16 protein-coding genes and 3 riboswitches are annotated in these 14406 nt (G+C 45.9%); of the genes, 13 read left to right on the forward strand and 3 right to left on the reverse strand.

The window, feature by feature from the left end:
* The first annotated feature begins 16 nt into the window (after positions 1–16).
* The 4 genes from AR337_RS18740 (at position 17) to AR337_RS23340 (ending at position 4282) form a co-directional block, all read left to right on the forward strand.
* Positions 17–1204 (forward strand): galactokinase, encoded by a 1188-nt coding sequence (locus tag AR337_RS18740; protein WP_059173558.1) that lies wholly within the window; start codon positions 17–19, stop codon positions 1202–1204.
* Entirely contained in the window at positions 1204–2193 is a 990-nt protein-coding gene (galE, locus tag AR337_RS18745; RefSeq protein WP_059173559.1) for a UDP-glucose 4-epimerase GalE, read from the forward strand. The genes AR337_RS18740 and galE overlap by 1 nt, the downstream gene beginning before the upstream one ends.
* A gap of 13 nt (positions 2194–2206) precedes the next feature.
* Complete coding sequence (gene galT / locus AR337_RS18750; RefSeq protein ID WP_059173560.1) at positions 2207–3700, forward strand: UDP-glucose--hexose-1-phosphate uridylyltransferase; 1494 nt, start codon at positions 2207–2209, stop codon at positions 3698–3700.
* Between the two features lie 284 nt (positions 3701–3984).
* Positions 3985–4073: riboswitch (cyclic di-GMP riboswitch) on the forward strand.
* 44 nt (positions 4074–4117) lie between these two features.
* On the forward strand, positions 4118–4282 hold the full coding sequence (locus tag AR337_RS23340; RefSeq protein WP_156424454.1) for a hypothetical protein: 165 nt from the start codon (positions 4118–4120) through the stop codon (positions 4280–4282).
* Between the two features lie 120 nt (positions 4283–4402).
* Here the strand turns inward: AR337_RS23340 and AR337_RS18755 are convergent, their stop codons facing one another.
* Positions 4403–5605 (reverse strand): polysaccharide deacetylase family protein, encoded by a 1203-nt coding sequence (locus AR337_RS18755; RefSeq protein ID WP_059173561.1) that lies wholly within the window; start codon positions 5603–5605, stop codon positions 4403–4405.
* Positions 5606–5937: 332 nt separating this feature from the next.
* Here AR337_RS18755 and AR337_RS18760 point away from each other — a divergent pair, with 332 nt between their 5' ends.
* Positions 5938–6381 carry a DUF5946 family protein gene (locus tag AR337_RS18760; RefSeq protein ID WP_059173562.1) on the forward strand — a complete coding sequence of 148 codons (444 nt, stop codon included), beginning with the start codon at positions 5938–5940 and terminating at the stop codon, positions 6379–6381.
* A 220-nt stretch (positions 6382–6601) separates the two neighbouring features.
* On the opposite strand, the gene AR337_RS18765 is transcribed toward AR337_RS18760, so the two are convergent.
* A complete protein-coding gene (locus AR337_RS18765) occupies positions 6602–6889 on the reverse strand; it encodes a transporter suffix domain-containing protein (RefSeq protein ID WP_059173563.1) in 288 nt (95 codons plus the stop codon).
* A gap of 181 nt (positions 6890–7070) precedes the next feature.
* Between AR337_RS18765 and AR337_RS18770 the strand changes: the two genes are divergently transcribed.
* The 6 genes from AR337_RS18770 (at position 7071) to AR337_RS18795 (ending at position 10183) form a co-directional block, all read left to right on the forward strand.
* The gene (locus AR337_RS18770) at positions 7071–7847 is read left to right on the forward strand and encodes a Cof-type HAD-IIB family hydrolase (protein ID WP_059173702.1); all 777 of its coding nucleotides are present in this window, start codon (positions 7071–7073) and stop codon (positions 7845–7847) included.
* Positions 7848–8119: 272 nt separating this feature from the next.
* Entirely contained in the window at positions 8120–8476 is a 357-nt protein-coding gene (locus AR337_RS18775) for an arsenate reductase family protein (RefSeq protein ID WP_059173564.1), read from the forward strand.
* A gap of 84 nt (positions 8477–8560) precedes the next feature.
* Positions 8561–8941, forward strand: a complete 381-nt coding sequence (gene gcvH / locus AR337_RS18780; RefSeq protein WP_059173565.1) for a glycine cleavage system protein GcvH — start codon at positions 8561–8563, stop codon at positions 8939–8941.
* A gap of 130 nt (positions 8942–9071) precedes the next feature.
* Positions 9072–9311, forward strand: coding sequence for a YusG family protein (locus AR337_RS18785; protein WP_059173703.1), 240 nt, complete (start codon positions 9072–9074; stop codon positions 9309–9311).
* 195 nt (positions 9312–9506) lie between these two features.
* Entirely contained in the window at positions 9507–9875 is a 369-nt protein-coding gene (locus AR337_RS18790; protein WP_059173704.1) for a toprim domain-containing protein, read from the forward strand.
* A complete protein-coding gene (locus AR337_RS18795; protein ID WP_059173566.1) occupies positions 9872–10183 on the forward strand; it encodes a thioredoxin family protein in 312 nt (103 codons plus the stop codon). Before AR337_RS18790 ends, AR337_RS18795 begins: the two co-directional genes overlap by 4 nt.
* A 482-nt stretch (positions 10184–10665) precedes the next feature.
* On the opposite strand, the gene AR337_RS18800 is transcribed toward AR337_RS18795, so the two are convergent.
* Positions 10666–11895, reverse strand: a complete 1230-nt coding sequence (locus tag AR337_RS18800) for an RNA-guided endonuclease TnpB family protein (RefSeq protein WP_059173567.1) — start codon at positions 11893–11895, stop codon at positions 10666–10668.
* Between the two features lie 160 nt (positions 11896–12055).
* Between AR337_RS18800 and AR337_RS18805 the strand changes: the two genes are divergently transcribed.
* Together AR337_RS18805 and AR337_RS18810 are read left to right on the forward strand one after the other, a co-directional pair.
* A complete protein-coding gene (locus AR337_RS18805; protein WP_059173568.1) occupies positions 12056–13330 on the forward strand; it encodes an MFS transporter in 1275 nt (424 codons plus the stop codon).
* Between the two features lie 153 nt (positions 13331–13483).
* The gene (locus AR337_RS18810) at positions 13484–13846 is read left to right on the forward strand and encodes a hypothetical protein (RefSeq protein WP_156424455.1); all 363 of its coding nucleotides are present in this window, start codon (positions 13484–13486) and stop codon (positions 13844–13846) included.
* A gap of 56 nt (positions 13847–13902) precedes the next feature.
* Positions 13903–14002: riboswitch (SAM riboswitch) on the forward strand.
* 164 nt (positions 14003–14166) lie between these two features.
* Positions 14167–14279, forward strand: a riboswitch (SAM riboswitch).
* Positions 14280–14406: the final 127 nt, after the last annotated feature.

Raw genomic sequence — 14406 nt, forward strand, 5'->3', positions numbered from 1 at the left:
GTTAGGGGTATAGACTATGAATCTCAAACAATTAACGCAAGAATTCAGCGAACTATTTTCATACGGAACGACAGAAGGTGTCCGAAGCTTTTTTTCACCAGGGCGGATCAACCTGATCGGCGAGCACACGGACTATAACGGGGGCCGTGTTTTCCCGTGCGCAATTACGTACGGAACATATGGAATTGCCAAAAAGCGTGACGACCATTGCTTCCGCCTCTTTTCAAAAAACTTTCCGGATGCCGGGTTCATCGAATTTACCCTTGATGGCCTTGATTACGAAGCGGGCCACACATGGGGGAACTTCCCAAAAGGGATGATCCGCTATATCATCGAAGCGGGCTGGGAAATACCAAATGGAATGGACATCCTAATCGATGGGAACATCCCGAACGGAGCGGGGCTATCCTCCTCTGCGTCGCTTGAAATGCTAATTGGGGTCATCGCCAATGAACTTTTTGGGCTGGAAATCCCAAGAATCAGCCTTGTCCAGATCGGCAAGCGGGTCGAAAATGAATTCATCGGCGTGAATAGCGGGATCATGGACCAATTCGCTGTCGGGTTGGGAAAAAAAGATTGCGGCATCCTCCTTGATTGTGAAACGCTGGAATATGAGTATGCGCCTCTGCATATAAACGGTTATAAAATTATCATTATGAATACAAACAAGCGGCGCGAGCTTGCCGATTCCAAGTACAACGAGAGGCGGAGCCAGTGTGAAAGCGCTCTTGCCTATCTGCAAAAGGAGCTTAATATAAGGTCCCTTGGGGCGCTGACCGAGCATCAATTCGATACCCACATGCATCTTATCCCGGATGAAATTTTACAAAAAAGGGCCAGGCACGCGGTGTACGAAAACGGGCGGACGAAGGAAGCGCTAACCGAGCTGAAAAATGGAAATCTAGAGAGCTTCGGAAAATTGATGAACGAGTCGCACCGATCGCTTAAAGACGATTACGAGGTCACGGGCATTGAGCTCGACACGCTTGTCGAAGCAGCGTGGCAGCAAAGCGGAACCCTCGGGGCACGGATGACCGGAGCGGGTTTCGGGGGTTGCGCGATTGCATTGGTGGCGGCTGCCCAGACTGATTCTTTCATTGAAGAGGTAGGGAAAGCCTACAAGGACAAAATCGGCTATGATGCTAGCTTTTATGTCGCACATATCGGCGATGGCACGAAAGAAATTACAGCGGAGGTAGAATGATGGGCATTTTAGTGCTTGGCGGCGCGGGCTATATTGGCTCCCATGCCGTCTATCAACTGATTGACCAGGGATACGGCGTGATTGTGGTGGATAACCTCCAAACCGGCCACCGAGAGGCCGTCCATCCGAAGGCGAATTTTTATAATGGGGACATCCGCGATAGGGAGTTCTTGCGCGGGGTATTCGAAAAAGAGCAAATTGACGGGGTCCTCCACTTCGCCGCAAACTCGCTTGTTGGCGAATCGATGGAAAAACCGCTCGACTACTTCAATAACAATGTGTACGGAACCCAGGTGCTGCTCGAGACAATGGTCGAGTTTGGGGTTAAAAACATTGTTTTCTCCTCGACCGCGGCAACGTACGGCGAGCAAACGGTCATGCCGATTACGGAAGACATGCCTGCGAACCCGACAAACGCCTATGGCGAAACAAAGCTGACGATGGAAAAAATAATGAAGTGGTGCGAAGTGGCCTATGGCCTGAAATATGTATCGCTCCGCTATTTTAATGTTGCCGGGGCAAGGCAAACAGGTGAGATTGGCGAAGACCACCAGCCGGAAACCCATCTAATCCCGCTTATTCTCCAGGTTCCACTTGGCCAGAGGGAGCACATTTCCATTTTCGGAGATGATTACGATACCGAAGACGGCACATGCATTCGCGATTACATCCATGTGGAGGATTTGATTGACGCCCATATCCTTGCCCTCCGTTATCTTCAAAACGGCGGCGACAGCGAAATCATCAACCTCGGAAGCGGTCAAGGCTTTTCGGTGAAGGAAATGATCGAAGCTGCCCGGAAGGTGACTGGCCATGACATCCCCGCAAAGATTGTCCCACGGAGAAGCGGTGATCCTAGCAGGCTGATTGCTTCTTCGGAAAAAGCAAAACGAATCCTTGGATGGACACCGGAAAAAACGTCAGTGGAACGGATATTAGAAGACGCCTGGAACTGGCATCGAAACCATCCGGAAGGCTATAAAGGATAAGGGAGGGCTTGGCATGGAGGTTTATCAGGCGATACAAGCGCTACTCGACCAGGCGCATGCCTGCGAAATGATCAGACAGCAGGATGAAATTTATGCGCGCAACCAGATCATGGCCCTCCTTGGACTGGACGAATTTATCCCGAACGGCACTGGACCTGATAGCGAAAGCATCCCCGACATCCTAGCGGCGCTTGCCGATTTTGCTACCGAAAAGGGCATCATTGGCGAACTGGATTCCGAGAGGGAAATTTTCACGGCAAGGATTATGAATGTCCTTGTCCAAAGGCCATCCGATGTAAATGCTTTATTTTATGAAAAATACCGCGTCGATCCGAATCAAGCGACCGATTATTTTTATCAGCTTAGCAATAACAGCAATTACATCCAGACGAAGCAAATTGCGAAAAATATTAGCTACACGTATGACTCGATTTATGGAACGCTTGATATCACGATTAATCTTTCAAAGCCTGAAAAAGATCCGAAGCAAATTGCGCTGGAACGTGAAATGAAAAGCACGGCTTCGGATTATCCAAAATGCCTGCTTTGCATTGAAAACGAAGGCTATGCAGGCAGGATTGGCTATCCAGCCCGCTCGAACCACAGGATGATCGAGCTTGGCCTTAGAGGCGAGCCATGGTATCTGCAATACTCGCCTTATGTATATTACAATGAGCATTGCATTGTCTTAAGCGCTGAGCACCGCGACATGAAGATCGACCGCGGTGCATTTGAAAGGCTGCTTGAATTTGTCGGTAAGTTCCCTTCCTACTTCCTTGGCTCAAACGCCGACCTGCCGATTGTCGGAGGCTCGATTTTAACTCATGACCATTATCAGGGCGGAAAATACGAATTCGCGATGGCGAGAGCCGGGGAAATCTTCAATTTTACCCTAAAAGGCTACTCGGACATTGAAGCGGCAGCGCTGAAATGGCCGCTGTCCGTCATTCGGCTTCGAGGGGAAGACCCTAAACAGGTTGCCGGCGCGGCAGAAACGATATTTGAAGCGTGGAAGGGCTATAGCGCACCGGATGTGGGGATTGAGGCCTATACAGGCGAGACAAGGCACAATACGATCACACCAATCGCAAGGAAGCGGGGCGGCCAGTTCGAGATGGACCTTGTCCTCCGGAATAACCGGACAAGCGACGAACATCCACTTGGCATTTTTCATGCGCATGGCGACGTCCAGCATATAAAAAAAGAAAACATCGGGCTGATTGAAGTGATGGGTCTGGCAGTCCTCCCCGCAAGGCTCGAATCTGAGCTAAAGGAAATTGAAAAATATTTGCTCGGCACGGATGCTGACGTGAAGGAGTACCACCTCGCCTGGGCGGATGAGATGAAGAAGAAGCATGCGAAGGAATTGTCCGACAAGACGGTGTCCTCCATCGTCCGCGAAAATGCCGGTGCGAAATTTGTCAGGGTCCTTGAAGATGCGGGCGTTTTCAAGCAAACGAGCGAAGGCATACAGGCATTCAAAAAATTTACAGAACTTTTATCATAAAAGGGAGCCATCACGGTTCCTTTTTCTATTAAAAAAAAAGCGGGAAATACGAACCAATCCACTGGGAATAAAACCTTAAGTCTATGCAGCTGGAATAGGCCTTTTTTTATGCGTTTGTCCAATTGGAAAATTGTTGTTTCGGAATGTTTAGAAGGAAGCATAAAACGGTTAATAAAGTATAAATAGCTATAAAAGGCCAGGCAGTGTCTTCATCGAGGTTAAGAAGTCAGAAAAGATTGAATCCAGTCTGGAATTTTGGTAATGTTAGGTGTATAGCACAAAAATGGACGAAACGGCAAATCCACTGAAAAGTGGGGGCGCAAAACTAAAGGGGCTAAAGCTATTTATATAGCCATGCCAGCCAGTTCCCGAATACGGCCCTGCGGTATACGGATTGATGATTAGGGGGTAATTGTGTTGAAGAGTCTAGTTAAAGCCCAATATTATTTCCACTTTTTTTTACATAGGTACAACCATCGATTATTGGATGATGCCTTAAGCGTGGAACTAAAATCAAAATTAATGGCCAAGTCGCATTACCATTTATGCAAGGCTGTCGGCCTGACAGTTGAAACAAGATAAAGCAAAAGCACTGCCATATTCAGAGGCAGTGCTTTTTTAGGTTGAAAGCGCTCAGTGCCCAGCAATGGTTGGCTGGGAAATGAGTTTTGTATAGACGATGAATTGGTACTATTTTTTCATTTATTTGAATTGTACAGGTTCCATGTCGGCTGTCAGCGGCAGGAGTTTGAAATTTTGATTTTTCAAATAGTCCAGCAAGGCAGGCAGGTATAGGAGTGTCTCGTCCCTTTCATGGAGAAGGACGACAATTGGTCCTGGCTTGCTTTTTTGCTTTTCGATTTGTTCAATCGCGCTTTCGACAAAGCGGCGGTCCCGGTAAAACCAGTCCCTGCTATCGACGTTCCAATCCCACATCTTAAATCCGTGCGCAATGACAGCCTTTTTATAATCATGGGTCATGTAAGGAGAGCTGCCGAACGGGGTGCGGATCAAAATTGATTCTATCCCGGTGAGCCTTTTTACTGTATCCCTGCCCTGGTTCATTTCTGCAATTACTGTGTGGCCCGATTGGTAAAACTTTGCCTTGTCATGGGAAACACCGTGCATCCCAAGTCCATGGCCAGATGCAGCCATCCGTTTGACTGCTTCGGGATGCTGGTTCATGTTCCCGTCAAGCATGAAGAACGTGGCCTTGGCATTGTACTTGTCCAGCAGGTCAAGGATTTGGCTTGAAACTCGGTGAGGGCCATCATCGAATGTCAGGTAGAGCTCTCGTTGTTTTGCCGGTGCAGAAGGAGCAGGCGGTTTTGCAGCTGGCGTGCTTTGGGAAGGCGTTTCCGCCGGCTTTGAATCCGGTTTTGATCCCTGTGCAGGTTTTGAGTCGGGAATGGTTGTTTCATCTGTTCCGTGATTGCTTTTGCCAGTAGTATCCGACTTGCTTGTTTCAGTTGTTGCAGGCTTGCCAGCAGACGTAGCCGATGGTTTCAGTGCAGGAGGGGCGTCCTGTTTTGCAGGAGTTTTTGGCACGGGTTTTTGAGCCTGTGACGGTTTCACTGTGGGCTTTTGTGCCGGCTTCGCTTCCTGTCCGGTTTTTGCGGGAGGTTCTACAACGGTAATCAACCCTGCCGAATTCTGGCTGTTCTTTGTGGATTCGGGTTTATGTTGCTGGGAAACAGGTTTGACCGGTTGGAGCCTCGTCCCGTAGTTCGGGAACTCCGCTTTAAGTTCTGCCTTCAGCCAGGTTAGAGCAAGGCTGCTGCTTTTTGCCACCCTGGCTTTTGATCCATATGTGCCGGCAGCCATAATGACTCCAAAAATAAGCGGCACAAACGCAAGGCATATCAATACATTCCGAAGTTTCTTGTTGCCAACAAATTTCCCCATCACCGTTTCCCCTCGGTTTCTATAAATTTCTTATTCAACTATATAGTCGATTATATTACTATTATGTTACAAATATTTCTGATATTTTACAATTTACTAGATTTATAGAAGGAATGGAAGATTCCATAGACCTATTTCATGGCGAAAATTGTAGGTTTTTGAAAAAGGAAAGAGTGCGAGAATGCATTGGTTAACATAGGAAGAGAGTAGTAAAATATAAATGAAGGATTTACATTCTAACTCTCGTGCTAGCTTGCTCTAGTGCATTGGTATTTGTGGTTGAAAATTAATTTTATATGCGCGGCTTGTAGAAAATAGAGGGGTGCTGGAGGATGAACCGTGCCATCAATTATTACAAAACGTGCCCAGAATGCGGCGCGCCTGAAGCGAACGGACTTGATTGCCGGGGGCAGCTGGAGGAAATCCTCGCTTGGGAGCAAGCTGACCCGGAATTGCTCAGCAAACACTTTTGGACGGTCGCCTGCTTCAACATCCAGCATCCTTCCGAGTTTTCTGAGGCAGCATGGTCAAATTTTCGCGGCATTTTTTGTGAGGCGTTTGACAGCAGCTTGCCGATTCATGAAATAGGCAAAATGGTTTCCGTCTTGGCTGCCGGCCCGTCAAAGATGAAAAGAAAAGAGGCTGCCAGCCCTGTTTATCGCGAGTGGGCCATGACTGTTTCGGAGGTGTACCTGGGCGGGGAACCCAAGGGAGCGGCCGATAGGGTCTTTGCCTGGTCAAAGGTTGTCAGGAAACAGCTTGAGGTTTTTGAATAAGCTAGCATGGTCGTAAGCTGCAGTGTTCCCGTATCAGACCGTTTCACGTGAAAGATCCCTCATAAACGGTCCTGAGCCGGCTTATCAAGACCGTTTCAAATGAAGAAATCACCCTAAACGGTCCTGATGCTCAAATTCCAGAATGCTCCCGCCTTCAGTATAATAAAAGAAATAACCAGGAATCCCGCCACAACCCTGGCAGGCTTCCTGGTTATTTTATTTACGGCTGCTTGCCGCCTTTGAACCAATTCATTGGATTCATGTTTTTTCTGTAACGCGTGACAGCTTCCTTGCCGAGGATTATGCCCCCAATCCAGAAAGTGGCTTCGCCGACTAGCACAAGCCCGCCGGTAATGGCTACCTTCGTCCCTGTCGATAAAGACGTAAGCGGGACAAACAGGATGGCTGCATAAAATACACAGGATAAAATAATCAACACAATGCCAATTCGGGTAAGCGTTGCTTTTTTCTTTTGTTGAGCGGCTAATGCGCCGTCGTTTTCAGGCATGAGTGTCCTCCGTACTCTTTTTCTAAATTATATAGGATTGCACCATGAACCGCTATTAAAAACAAGATGGATTTTTTAGGATAACGTCAACGGCTGGCCTGCGGTGGATAAATTCTATACACTTATGTACAATGTAAAATTGAGCGCAGGGGCGGTTTTTTTAAAAAGAAAGGTGTTGGATATGGAAAAAAGCATTATCTTTTTTGATATTGACGGAACGTTGCTCGACGATGATAAGCGCCTTCCCGCATCAACTAGGGAAGCGATCTATAAACTGAAGGAACTGGGGCATGAAGTTGCCATTGCGACAGGGCGGGGATCGTTCATGTTCGAGGACTTACGTGAGGAACTTGGCATTGATACATATGTTTCCTTTAACGGGCAATACGTCGTCCTGAAAGGGAAACCGGTTTACCGGAATCCCCTAAATGAACTGGCACTTGAGCAACTAACTGTGGCGGCAGCGGAAAACAACCACCCAGTTATTTATTTGGACCCGTTCGATATGAAAATGAGTGTACCAGAGCATAATTGGATTGATGAAAGTATGGGAACGCTTAAGCTTTCGAAACAGCCGTCTCACGAACCCGATTATTTCCGTGGACGTGAGATTTTCCAGACGCTCCTTTTCTGCCAGCATGAGGAGGAGCAACAATATGAAAAAGCGTTCGGCGAATTCGATTTTATCCGCTGGCATCCGCTTTCGGTTGATGTACTCCCAGCAGAAGGCTCGAAAGCGAAAGGGATTGAGAAACTGATTACTGCAATGGGGCTTTCCCTTGAAAATACCTATGCTTTTGGTGATGGCTTGAATGACGTTGAAATGCTGTCGTATGTCCCGAACAGTGTCGCCATGGGCAACTCCGTCCCGGAAGCGAAGGAAGTTGCCAAGTTCGAGACACTCCATGTGAATGACGGCGGCATCCTCCACGGGCTGAAAATGGTCGGATTGCTTTAGGCGGTTGGCCTGGGGCAGCGGGGCAGGGGACGTTTCCAATGTTTCGGGAATGTGTCTCATAATATTGAAGCAATAGATACGTCCCCTGCTTCACTGCTTCATTTTTTTTAAGAAATAGAATATGGCAATTTGGTGAAGAAAATAAAATTTTGCAGGAATATGGGTAGATGTGACGAATAGGTATTATGCGCCAATTTGGAAGAGTACAAGGATTAGGATTTTTTTCTGGGATATGGTACTATTTCAGGGAAGAATCAATAGGGGTGATGCAGTTGGCACGAACGTTTTACTGGTATCCGAAGTGCGGCACCTGCAGGAATGCAAAGAAGTGGCTAGATGAGCACGGGGTTGCCTATGAAGCAGTACATATTGCGGAGAATCCTCCATCACGGGACGAGCTTAAAAAGCTTTACGAATCAAGCGGGCTCGAACTGAAAAATTTTTTTAATGTAAGCGGCCAAAAATATCGTGAGCTTGGCTTGAAGGACAAGGTCAAGACTGCTTCCGAGGATGAGCTGCTCACTATTCTGGCATCGGATGGGATGCTTTTGAAACGGCCGATACTAACGGATGGAGAAAAGGTAACGGTTGGGTTCAAGGAAGACGAGTACAAAAATGTTTGGCTTTAGGCTCCTGTTGCCGGTACCGGCATTCATGGCAGTATCGATTGGCAAATCGATAATAGATAATATAGAACATATGGAGGGATTGCAATGAGCACACCGAAAGAATTGCGGTATTCAGAAGAGCATGAGTGGGTAAAGGTTGAAGGGGAAAAGGTACGGATCGGCATCACGCATTTTGCACAATCCGAGCTGGGCGACATCGTTTTCGTTGAACTTCCTGAAGTTGGCGATGAAATAACTGCGGACGAGCCATTCGGCAGCGTTGAGTCCGTTAAGACCGTTTCCGAGCTTTACGCGCCGGTTAGCGGCAAAGTAGTTGAAGTAAACGAAGACCTGAGCGACAGCCCGGAATTCGTTAACGAATCACCTTACGAAAAAGCATGGATGGTTGTTGTTGAGCTTTCCGATACAAGCGAACTCGACAACCTGATGACTGCTGAGCAATACGACGAAATGACGAATGAATAATATGAACGGAGGCCGCCCTGATGGGAACGGCCTTTTTTTTCTGAAAATTGGCCCTCGCCCTATCTTTCCCAACTATGCATTCCACATGCCCGGGGTATGCTAATTGAAAAAACAAAAAGGGTGGTCCGAAATGGCTTTAATCGAGAAGAAATTAGATATTACTGACCGAGTGGTTGGAAAGCTCAAAAATGGGGAAATAGAATTGTATCTGGAGAACGAGCCGATTGGGCGCATTTTGCTCACAGGCAAAGCGGACTTTGAACTGGACCAGCGCTTTGACGTTGACCAGCAGCGAATTTTCCAAAACGTTACCTTCACAGAGGAGCCCGATGCCAGGTACACCGACTGCGATGAGGGCGGCTGGTGCTAAATGGCCAAGCAAAATTCGGAGACATAAATTTGTCCTACTCTAGTGACACGCCTCCATTCATCGTAAGCCAGGCAGTGAGCAAACTCCTGTATGCAATTGAAAATAACATGGTATATTTGAAGCAGGGCGGGAGGCTACACATAAAACGCACAAATGAATAAGCTATTACCAACAACTTTCCTGCAGGTGATTCCAATGAGCGAAGAATTCGCGGATAAGATTATTATAGTTGAAGGCAGATCGGATAAAATGAAGGTTCTCGGAATGATAAAGGACCATGTCGAGGTTATTTGCACGAATGGGACAATTTCCTTATCAAAGCTTGATGAACTGATCGATTCGTTCGGTGACAGACAGGTCTATATTCTGGCAGATGCGGACGAAGCGGGTGAAAAGCTTAGGCGGCAATTCCGCAGGGAATACCCGGAGGCGGAGCATCTCTACATTGATAAAATGTACAAAGAGGTTGCCACCGCGCCATACCATCACCTTGCCATGGTGTTGTTGGGCGCCAACATTGACGTTCATGCTGAATTTTTGGATATGGGCCGTACCGCGCAATGAAGGAATGGACAAGCGAAGAAGCTTCCGCCTTTTTGGAAGTCGGGAAAACAGGGCTGCTTTACTTTTACACGCCCTTGTGCGGAACCTGCCAGGTAGCTTCAAGGATGCTTGAAGTTGTCGCTGAACTTCTCCCCCATATGGAAATTGGAAAAGTAAATCTTAATTATGCTCCCGATTTTGCGGAGGCATTTGCGATTGAAAGCGTCCCTTGCCTTGTTTTTATAAAAGAAGGGCGCGCCATGGATTCCATTTATGCGTTCCGATCTGTACCCTACCTGCTGGAAAAGACAAATACAGTTTTGCGATAAGCAGATGCCACGTTGCGTCTGCTTTTTTGCTGTTTTTTTATGGGGATCAACAGGGTTCAAATCCCTCCGTATTTATGGTTATGGCAAGTAATTGCTGCCTATCTCGATTCAATTTGCTTTTTTAGAAAAATCGGCATAATTCCAGCTTGTTCCCTAGTTTACAAATTGTTCCTAAGCCATTATGATATTTAGGGAGACGAAATAATGGCGAATCCACTATAAGTAATTAGTTCCATTGCGGAATCCGAATTTCCAGAATGGATTTTGAACCTCCCTCGACTATAGTCGAAGGATTCTATTTCCCTTGTGGGAACAAAATCCTTACTGACCTAAAGCAAGTCGCTGGATTCCTGCTTCATCGGGAACTGCATCCAGTTAGTGAACGTCTTACATTCCCTCCATTGTCCTTCGGATGAAGGACAAACAACACCTGTGTTGACAGGCACACCCCGTTGTTCCAACGGTAAAAGGTTATTCTTTTGCTATGCTGAATGGGGATGAGAATGCAGGATTCTCATTCCTTCTTCTTTGATATTTTTGGATGCGTTGATGTCACGGTCATGTTTGGTCCTGCAAGACGGGCATATCCACTCTCTGTCTGAAAGGGACAACATGATGTTTTTCGTTTGACAGCGGTTGCACAATTTTGATGATGCAAAAAATCGGTTGACGAACACCACGGTTTTGTTTGCCCATGATGCTTTGTAGGTGATAAAGGTTTTAAATAGGCCCCACCCTGCATCAGCGATGCTACGTGCCAACTTTTTGTTGCGAATCATGCCTTTTACATGCAGATCCTCTAAGACTATGACTTGGTTTTCGTCCACAACCTTGCGGGATTCCTTATGCAAAAAGTCTTTTCGTTGGTTGGCAATATGAAGGTGGAGTTTACTAATCTTTTTCTGCAATTTCTTGTAGTTGTGGCATCCAATGTTTTTGTTTTTTAGTTGCCGTTGAAGAGTCGCTAACTTACGAAGACTTTTTTTGAGGTAGTGGGAATTCTCAACTTTCTTGCCGTTGGAGTCAATATAGAAATGGGTCAATCCTAAATCCAAGCCAATGAAGGATTCATCAGGAATCTCCGATACATCGACAGGCTCTTTCATATGGATGATTTCTTCCATTTTAAGTGAAACATTATATTGACCACTGCTATGATAGGTAACGGTTGCCGATTTAATAGTTCCTTTCAGACCGTTTTCTTTAAGCATCTTTCGGTGTTTTTTAGATAAACGTACTTTTACTTCCCCCAATTTAGGAAGTTGAATGGTTTGCTTTTCTATATTTAATTTAATGTTTCCATTGGTTTCCTTCGTAGAATAAGATTGTTTCGATTTATGTTTACTTTTAAACTTTGGAAACTTGTTTTGACCGCTAAAGAAGCGTTCAAACGCATCATCCACCTGTTCCATGGCAGTTTCCAAAGCAAACTTATCCGAAGCCTTCAACCAAGAATAGTAGGGATGGTCTTTTAAGTGATTGAATGCTTTTTTAAACTCTCCGTAAGTTAAGGTTTCGCCTGTTAATTGGTAGACTTCCTTTTTCTCGGAAAGATAAAAATTATAGGTGAAACGGGCATTTCCGATGGTTTGATGAATTTGTTTTTCTTGTTTTGAATTTGGCTCCATACGTAATTTGAGTCCATAATGACATAATTGTTTGCCGTCAGGAGCCAATTCTTCGTTCCGTTGTTTCGTTGTTTTTCGTGCCATTCGTTTCACCCCCAGGGGAGTTTTTCCATCTTTACTATTATAACACAAAAACGAACATATGTACTAAAATGTAATGCGAAATAGTTTAAAAACCACCGCCCTAACTCACAACTAAAGTAACGAGTGTGCGGGCGGCTTTCAATCAAAAGGGCGGATTAAGATGGCTTTTTACAAGGGATGGGTAAATCAATTTAACGGCTATAATCACAACATCAAACTAAGTATGGCTGCGAATATCATTACCCAAATAGGGATAGGGATATTTATTGTCATTTATAATTTTTATGTCCGTGAGCTTGGCTACACGGAATCCGTTAATGGGAAAATTATCTCGATGGCATCACTCGCAACAGCCATCATACTCGTGCCCGCGGGAATCATAGGTGATAAATTCGGGCGGAAACGGGTCATTTCTACCGGCATACTTGTTTCCGGAACCCTGCTCATCATGAGGGCATTGGCTGCTGACGAGTCAACCCTTGTCTATCTTGCGTTTACAGCGGGACTTGCCGGGGCTTTCCTTCAGGTATCAGGTATTCCTTGGCTTGCGGAGAACTCGGATGCTTCGCAGAGGGTCAATTTGTTTTCGCTGCACTTCGCTTTAATGACGGCAGCAAGTGTAATCGGGAATCTATTAGGCGGGATTTTGACGGATTTCTTTGGACTCTTTTTCTCCGATTTGCAAAGCCTCCGGGTTACGTTGTTGATTGGTGCCATCATCTATTTGGGCGGGGCTATTCCGGCGTTTAAATTCCGCGCACCTGCCAATCGGATGGAAACTGCTCCTCTAGATGGTGCTGTTCGGGAACGGAAGGCATTCAACTGGAGCGGGTTCAAAATCATTGCCCTGTTTGCGATTGCTCAAATGTTGATCGGATTTGGGGCTGGTCTGGTCATTCCGTATCTGAATCTTTATTTTGCTGGAAGGTTCTCAGCTTCCACTTCAACGACCGGGTTCATCATTTCACTTGGCCAGGCAGCTACCGCTTTTGCGATGATTATCGGACCTAAGGTTGTCAAGCGTGTCGGCGAGGTGAGGGCCGTCGTTATCCTTCAGCTTCTATCACTGCCGTTTTTGCTTCTAACCGCCTATACCCAAAATTTATGGCTTGCTGCCATCGGCTTCCTATTCAGGCAGGCGCTTATGAATGCGGGAAACCCGATTCAAAGCTCGCTTATTATGTCGCGCGTCGACGATTCCATGAAGGGGCTGGCCAACTCAATTAATCAGACCGTTTTCAATCTTGGTTGGGCGTTCATGGGACCGGTTTCAACTGGCATTGTTGTGAAATATGGGAACTATTGGGGTTATGCTTACGTCTTTTCGATTACCGCAAGCCTTTATTTGATTAGTTCAATCTATTTCTTCCTCGTATTCGGGCGCAAGGTATTAAAAAATCAGGGGAAGCAGGTTCCAAAAGCTGCGGGATTATGACATATTTCCCTGGAAATGATTTTCAGAGAAGAATTTAGCTCCTTTTATGGAAAGAATTCTATAAATGTGTAAGAAATCGGTACATCTTGTCGAACGAATCATGGAGGATTCTCCCCTATGAAAAGGAATTTAATATACAGGGGGAATGCCAAAATGATTGAGGAGATAACAAGGTTTGTTGCCGCTTTTAATAATAAGCCACATATACATTATTTATTCCGCAGCACTAAACCGGTATATATACAGATAGACGTTTTTCAAATTGAAATTTCCGAAGGGAAGGCTAAGGCTGTGCAGGGCGTTTTTACCCATGGGCCTTTGTTGGCGGAAATTACCGGGCTGCCCGGAGCAATTGCCGAGCTGCTTGCCGGGAAGGCGCGGCTGCGTGATCTGCTCTCACAGGGCTTGGTACAAGTCAACGCTTCGTTTCGAACAGTACTGAAGCTCGAATCGGCTTTTCTTTTGGCAAAAGAACATTTTTCTGAAATAACAAAAATTTCTCTCTTGACGGAATGATAGCCTTGAGATAAACTTTCTTTAAATCTTAGCGCAAGATTCAAACAATTCAATAAAACTTATCAAGAGAGGCGGAGGGAATGGCCCTATGATGCCCGGCAACCGGTGAAAACACGGTGCCAATTCCAGCAGGAAGTTTTCCTGCAAAGATGAGAAGAGATTCCCCTCTTCTTATGAAGTGGGTTTTTTGTTTCTAAAGGAACTAATCTGGTTCATTTATTGCCTTCCCGAAATTACCGTTTATTTTCGAAACATTCTTTATTGACACCTTTTTTCGTCCATGTTACGATAGCAATCGTGATTAATTGAATAGGTTAGTGCTCTTATCAAGAGAGGTGGAGGGATGTGCCCGATGAAGCCCGGCAACCGTCACAGGTCCGATCCTGTGAAATGGTGCCAATTCACACAAAGCATACGCTTTGGAAGATGGGAGAAAGGATTATTATCTATTATGCCTTTCTGCCCGCCGCAGATGGGCTTTTTCTTTTATCTGAATGAATCTCCCAGTGGATTCAAACGATAAACATTAATATAGAGCGTTTAATTTGCATGATTGCTGC

This window comes from Bacillus sp. FJAT-27445 (assembly GCF_001510665.1).
GTDB lineage: Bacteria > Bacillota > Bacilli > Bacillales > Cytobacillaceae > Bacillus_D.

Coding starts and splice junctions, on each gene's coding strand:
- galE (WP_059173559.1), top strand. CDS start 1,204: ATGGGCATTTTAGTGCTTGGCGGCGCGGGCTATATTGGCTCCCATGCC.
- AR337_RS18765 (WP_059173563.1), bottom strand. CDS start 6,889: ATGCCTGAAAACGACGGCGCATTAGCCGCTCAACAAAAGAAAAAAGCA.
- galT (WP_059173560.1), top strand. CDS start 2,207: ATGGAGGTTTATCAGGCGATACAAGCGCTACTCGACCAGGCGCATGCC.
- AR337_RS18740 (WP_059173558.1), top strand. CDS start 17: ATGAATCTCAAACAATTAACGCAAGAATTCAGCGAACTATTTTCATAC.
- gcvH (WP_059173565.1), top strand. CDS start 8,561: ATGAGCACACCGAAAGAATTGCGGTATTCAGAAGAGCATGAGTGGGTA.
- AR337_RS18800 (WP_059173567.1), bottom strand. CDS start 11,895: ATGGCACGAAAAACAACGAAACAACGGAACGAAGAATTGGCTCCTGAC.
- AR337_RS18755 (WP_059173561.1), bottom strand. CDS start 5,605: ATGGGGAAATTTGTTGGCAACAAGAAACTTCGGAATGTATTGATATGC.
- AR337_RS18810 (WP_156424455.1), top strand. CDS start 13,484: ATGATTGAGGAGATAACAAGGTTTGTTGCCGCTTTTAATAATAAGCCA.
- AR337_RS18790 (WP_059173704.1), top strand. CDS start 9,507: ATGAGCGAAGAATTCGCGGATAAGATTATTATAGTTGAAGGCAGATCG.
- AR337_RS18760 (WP_059173562.1), top strand. CDS start 5,938: ATGAACCGTGCCATCAATTATTACAAAACGTGCCCAGAATGCGGCGCG.
- AR337_RS18805 (WP_059173568.1), top strand. CDS start 12,056: ATGGCTTTTTACAAGGGATGGGTAAATCAATTTAACGGCTATAATCAC.
- AR337_RS18785 (WP_059173703.1), top strand. CDS start 9,072: ATGGCTTTAATCGAGAAGAAATTAGATATTACTGACCGAGTGGTTGGA.
- AR337_RS18795 (WP_059173566.1), top strand. CDS start 9,872: ATGAAGGAATGGACAAGCGAAGAAGCTTCCGCCTTTTTGGAAGTCGGG.
- AR337_RS18770 (WP_059173702.1), top strand. CDS start 7,071: ATGGAAAAAAGCATTATCTTTTTTGATATTGACGGAACGTTGCTCGAC.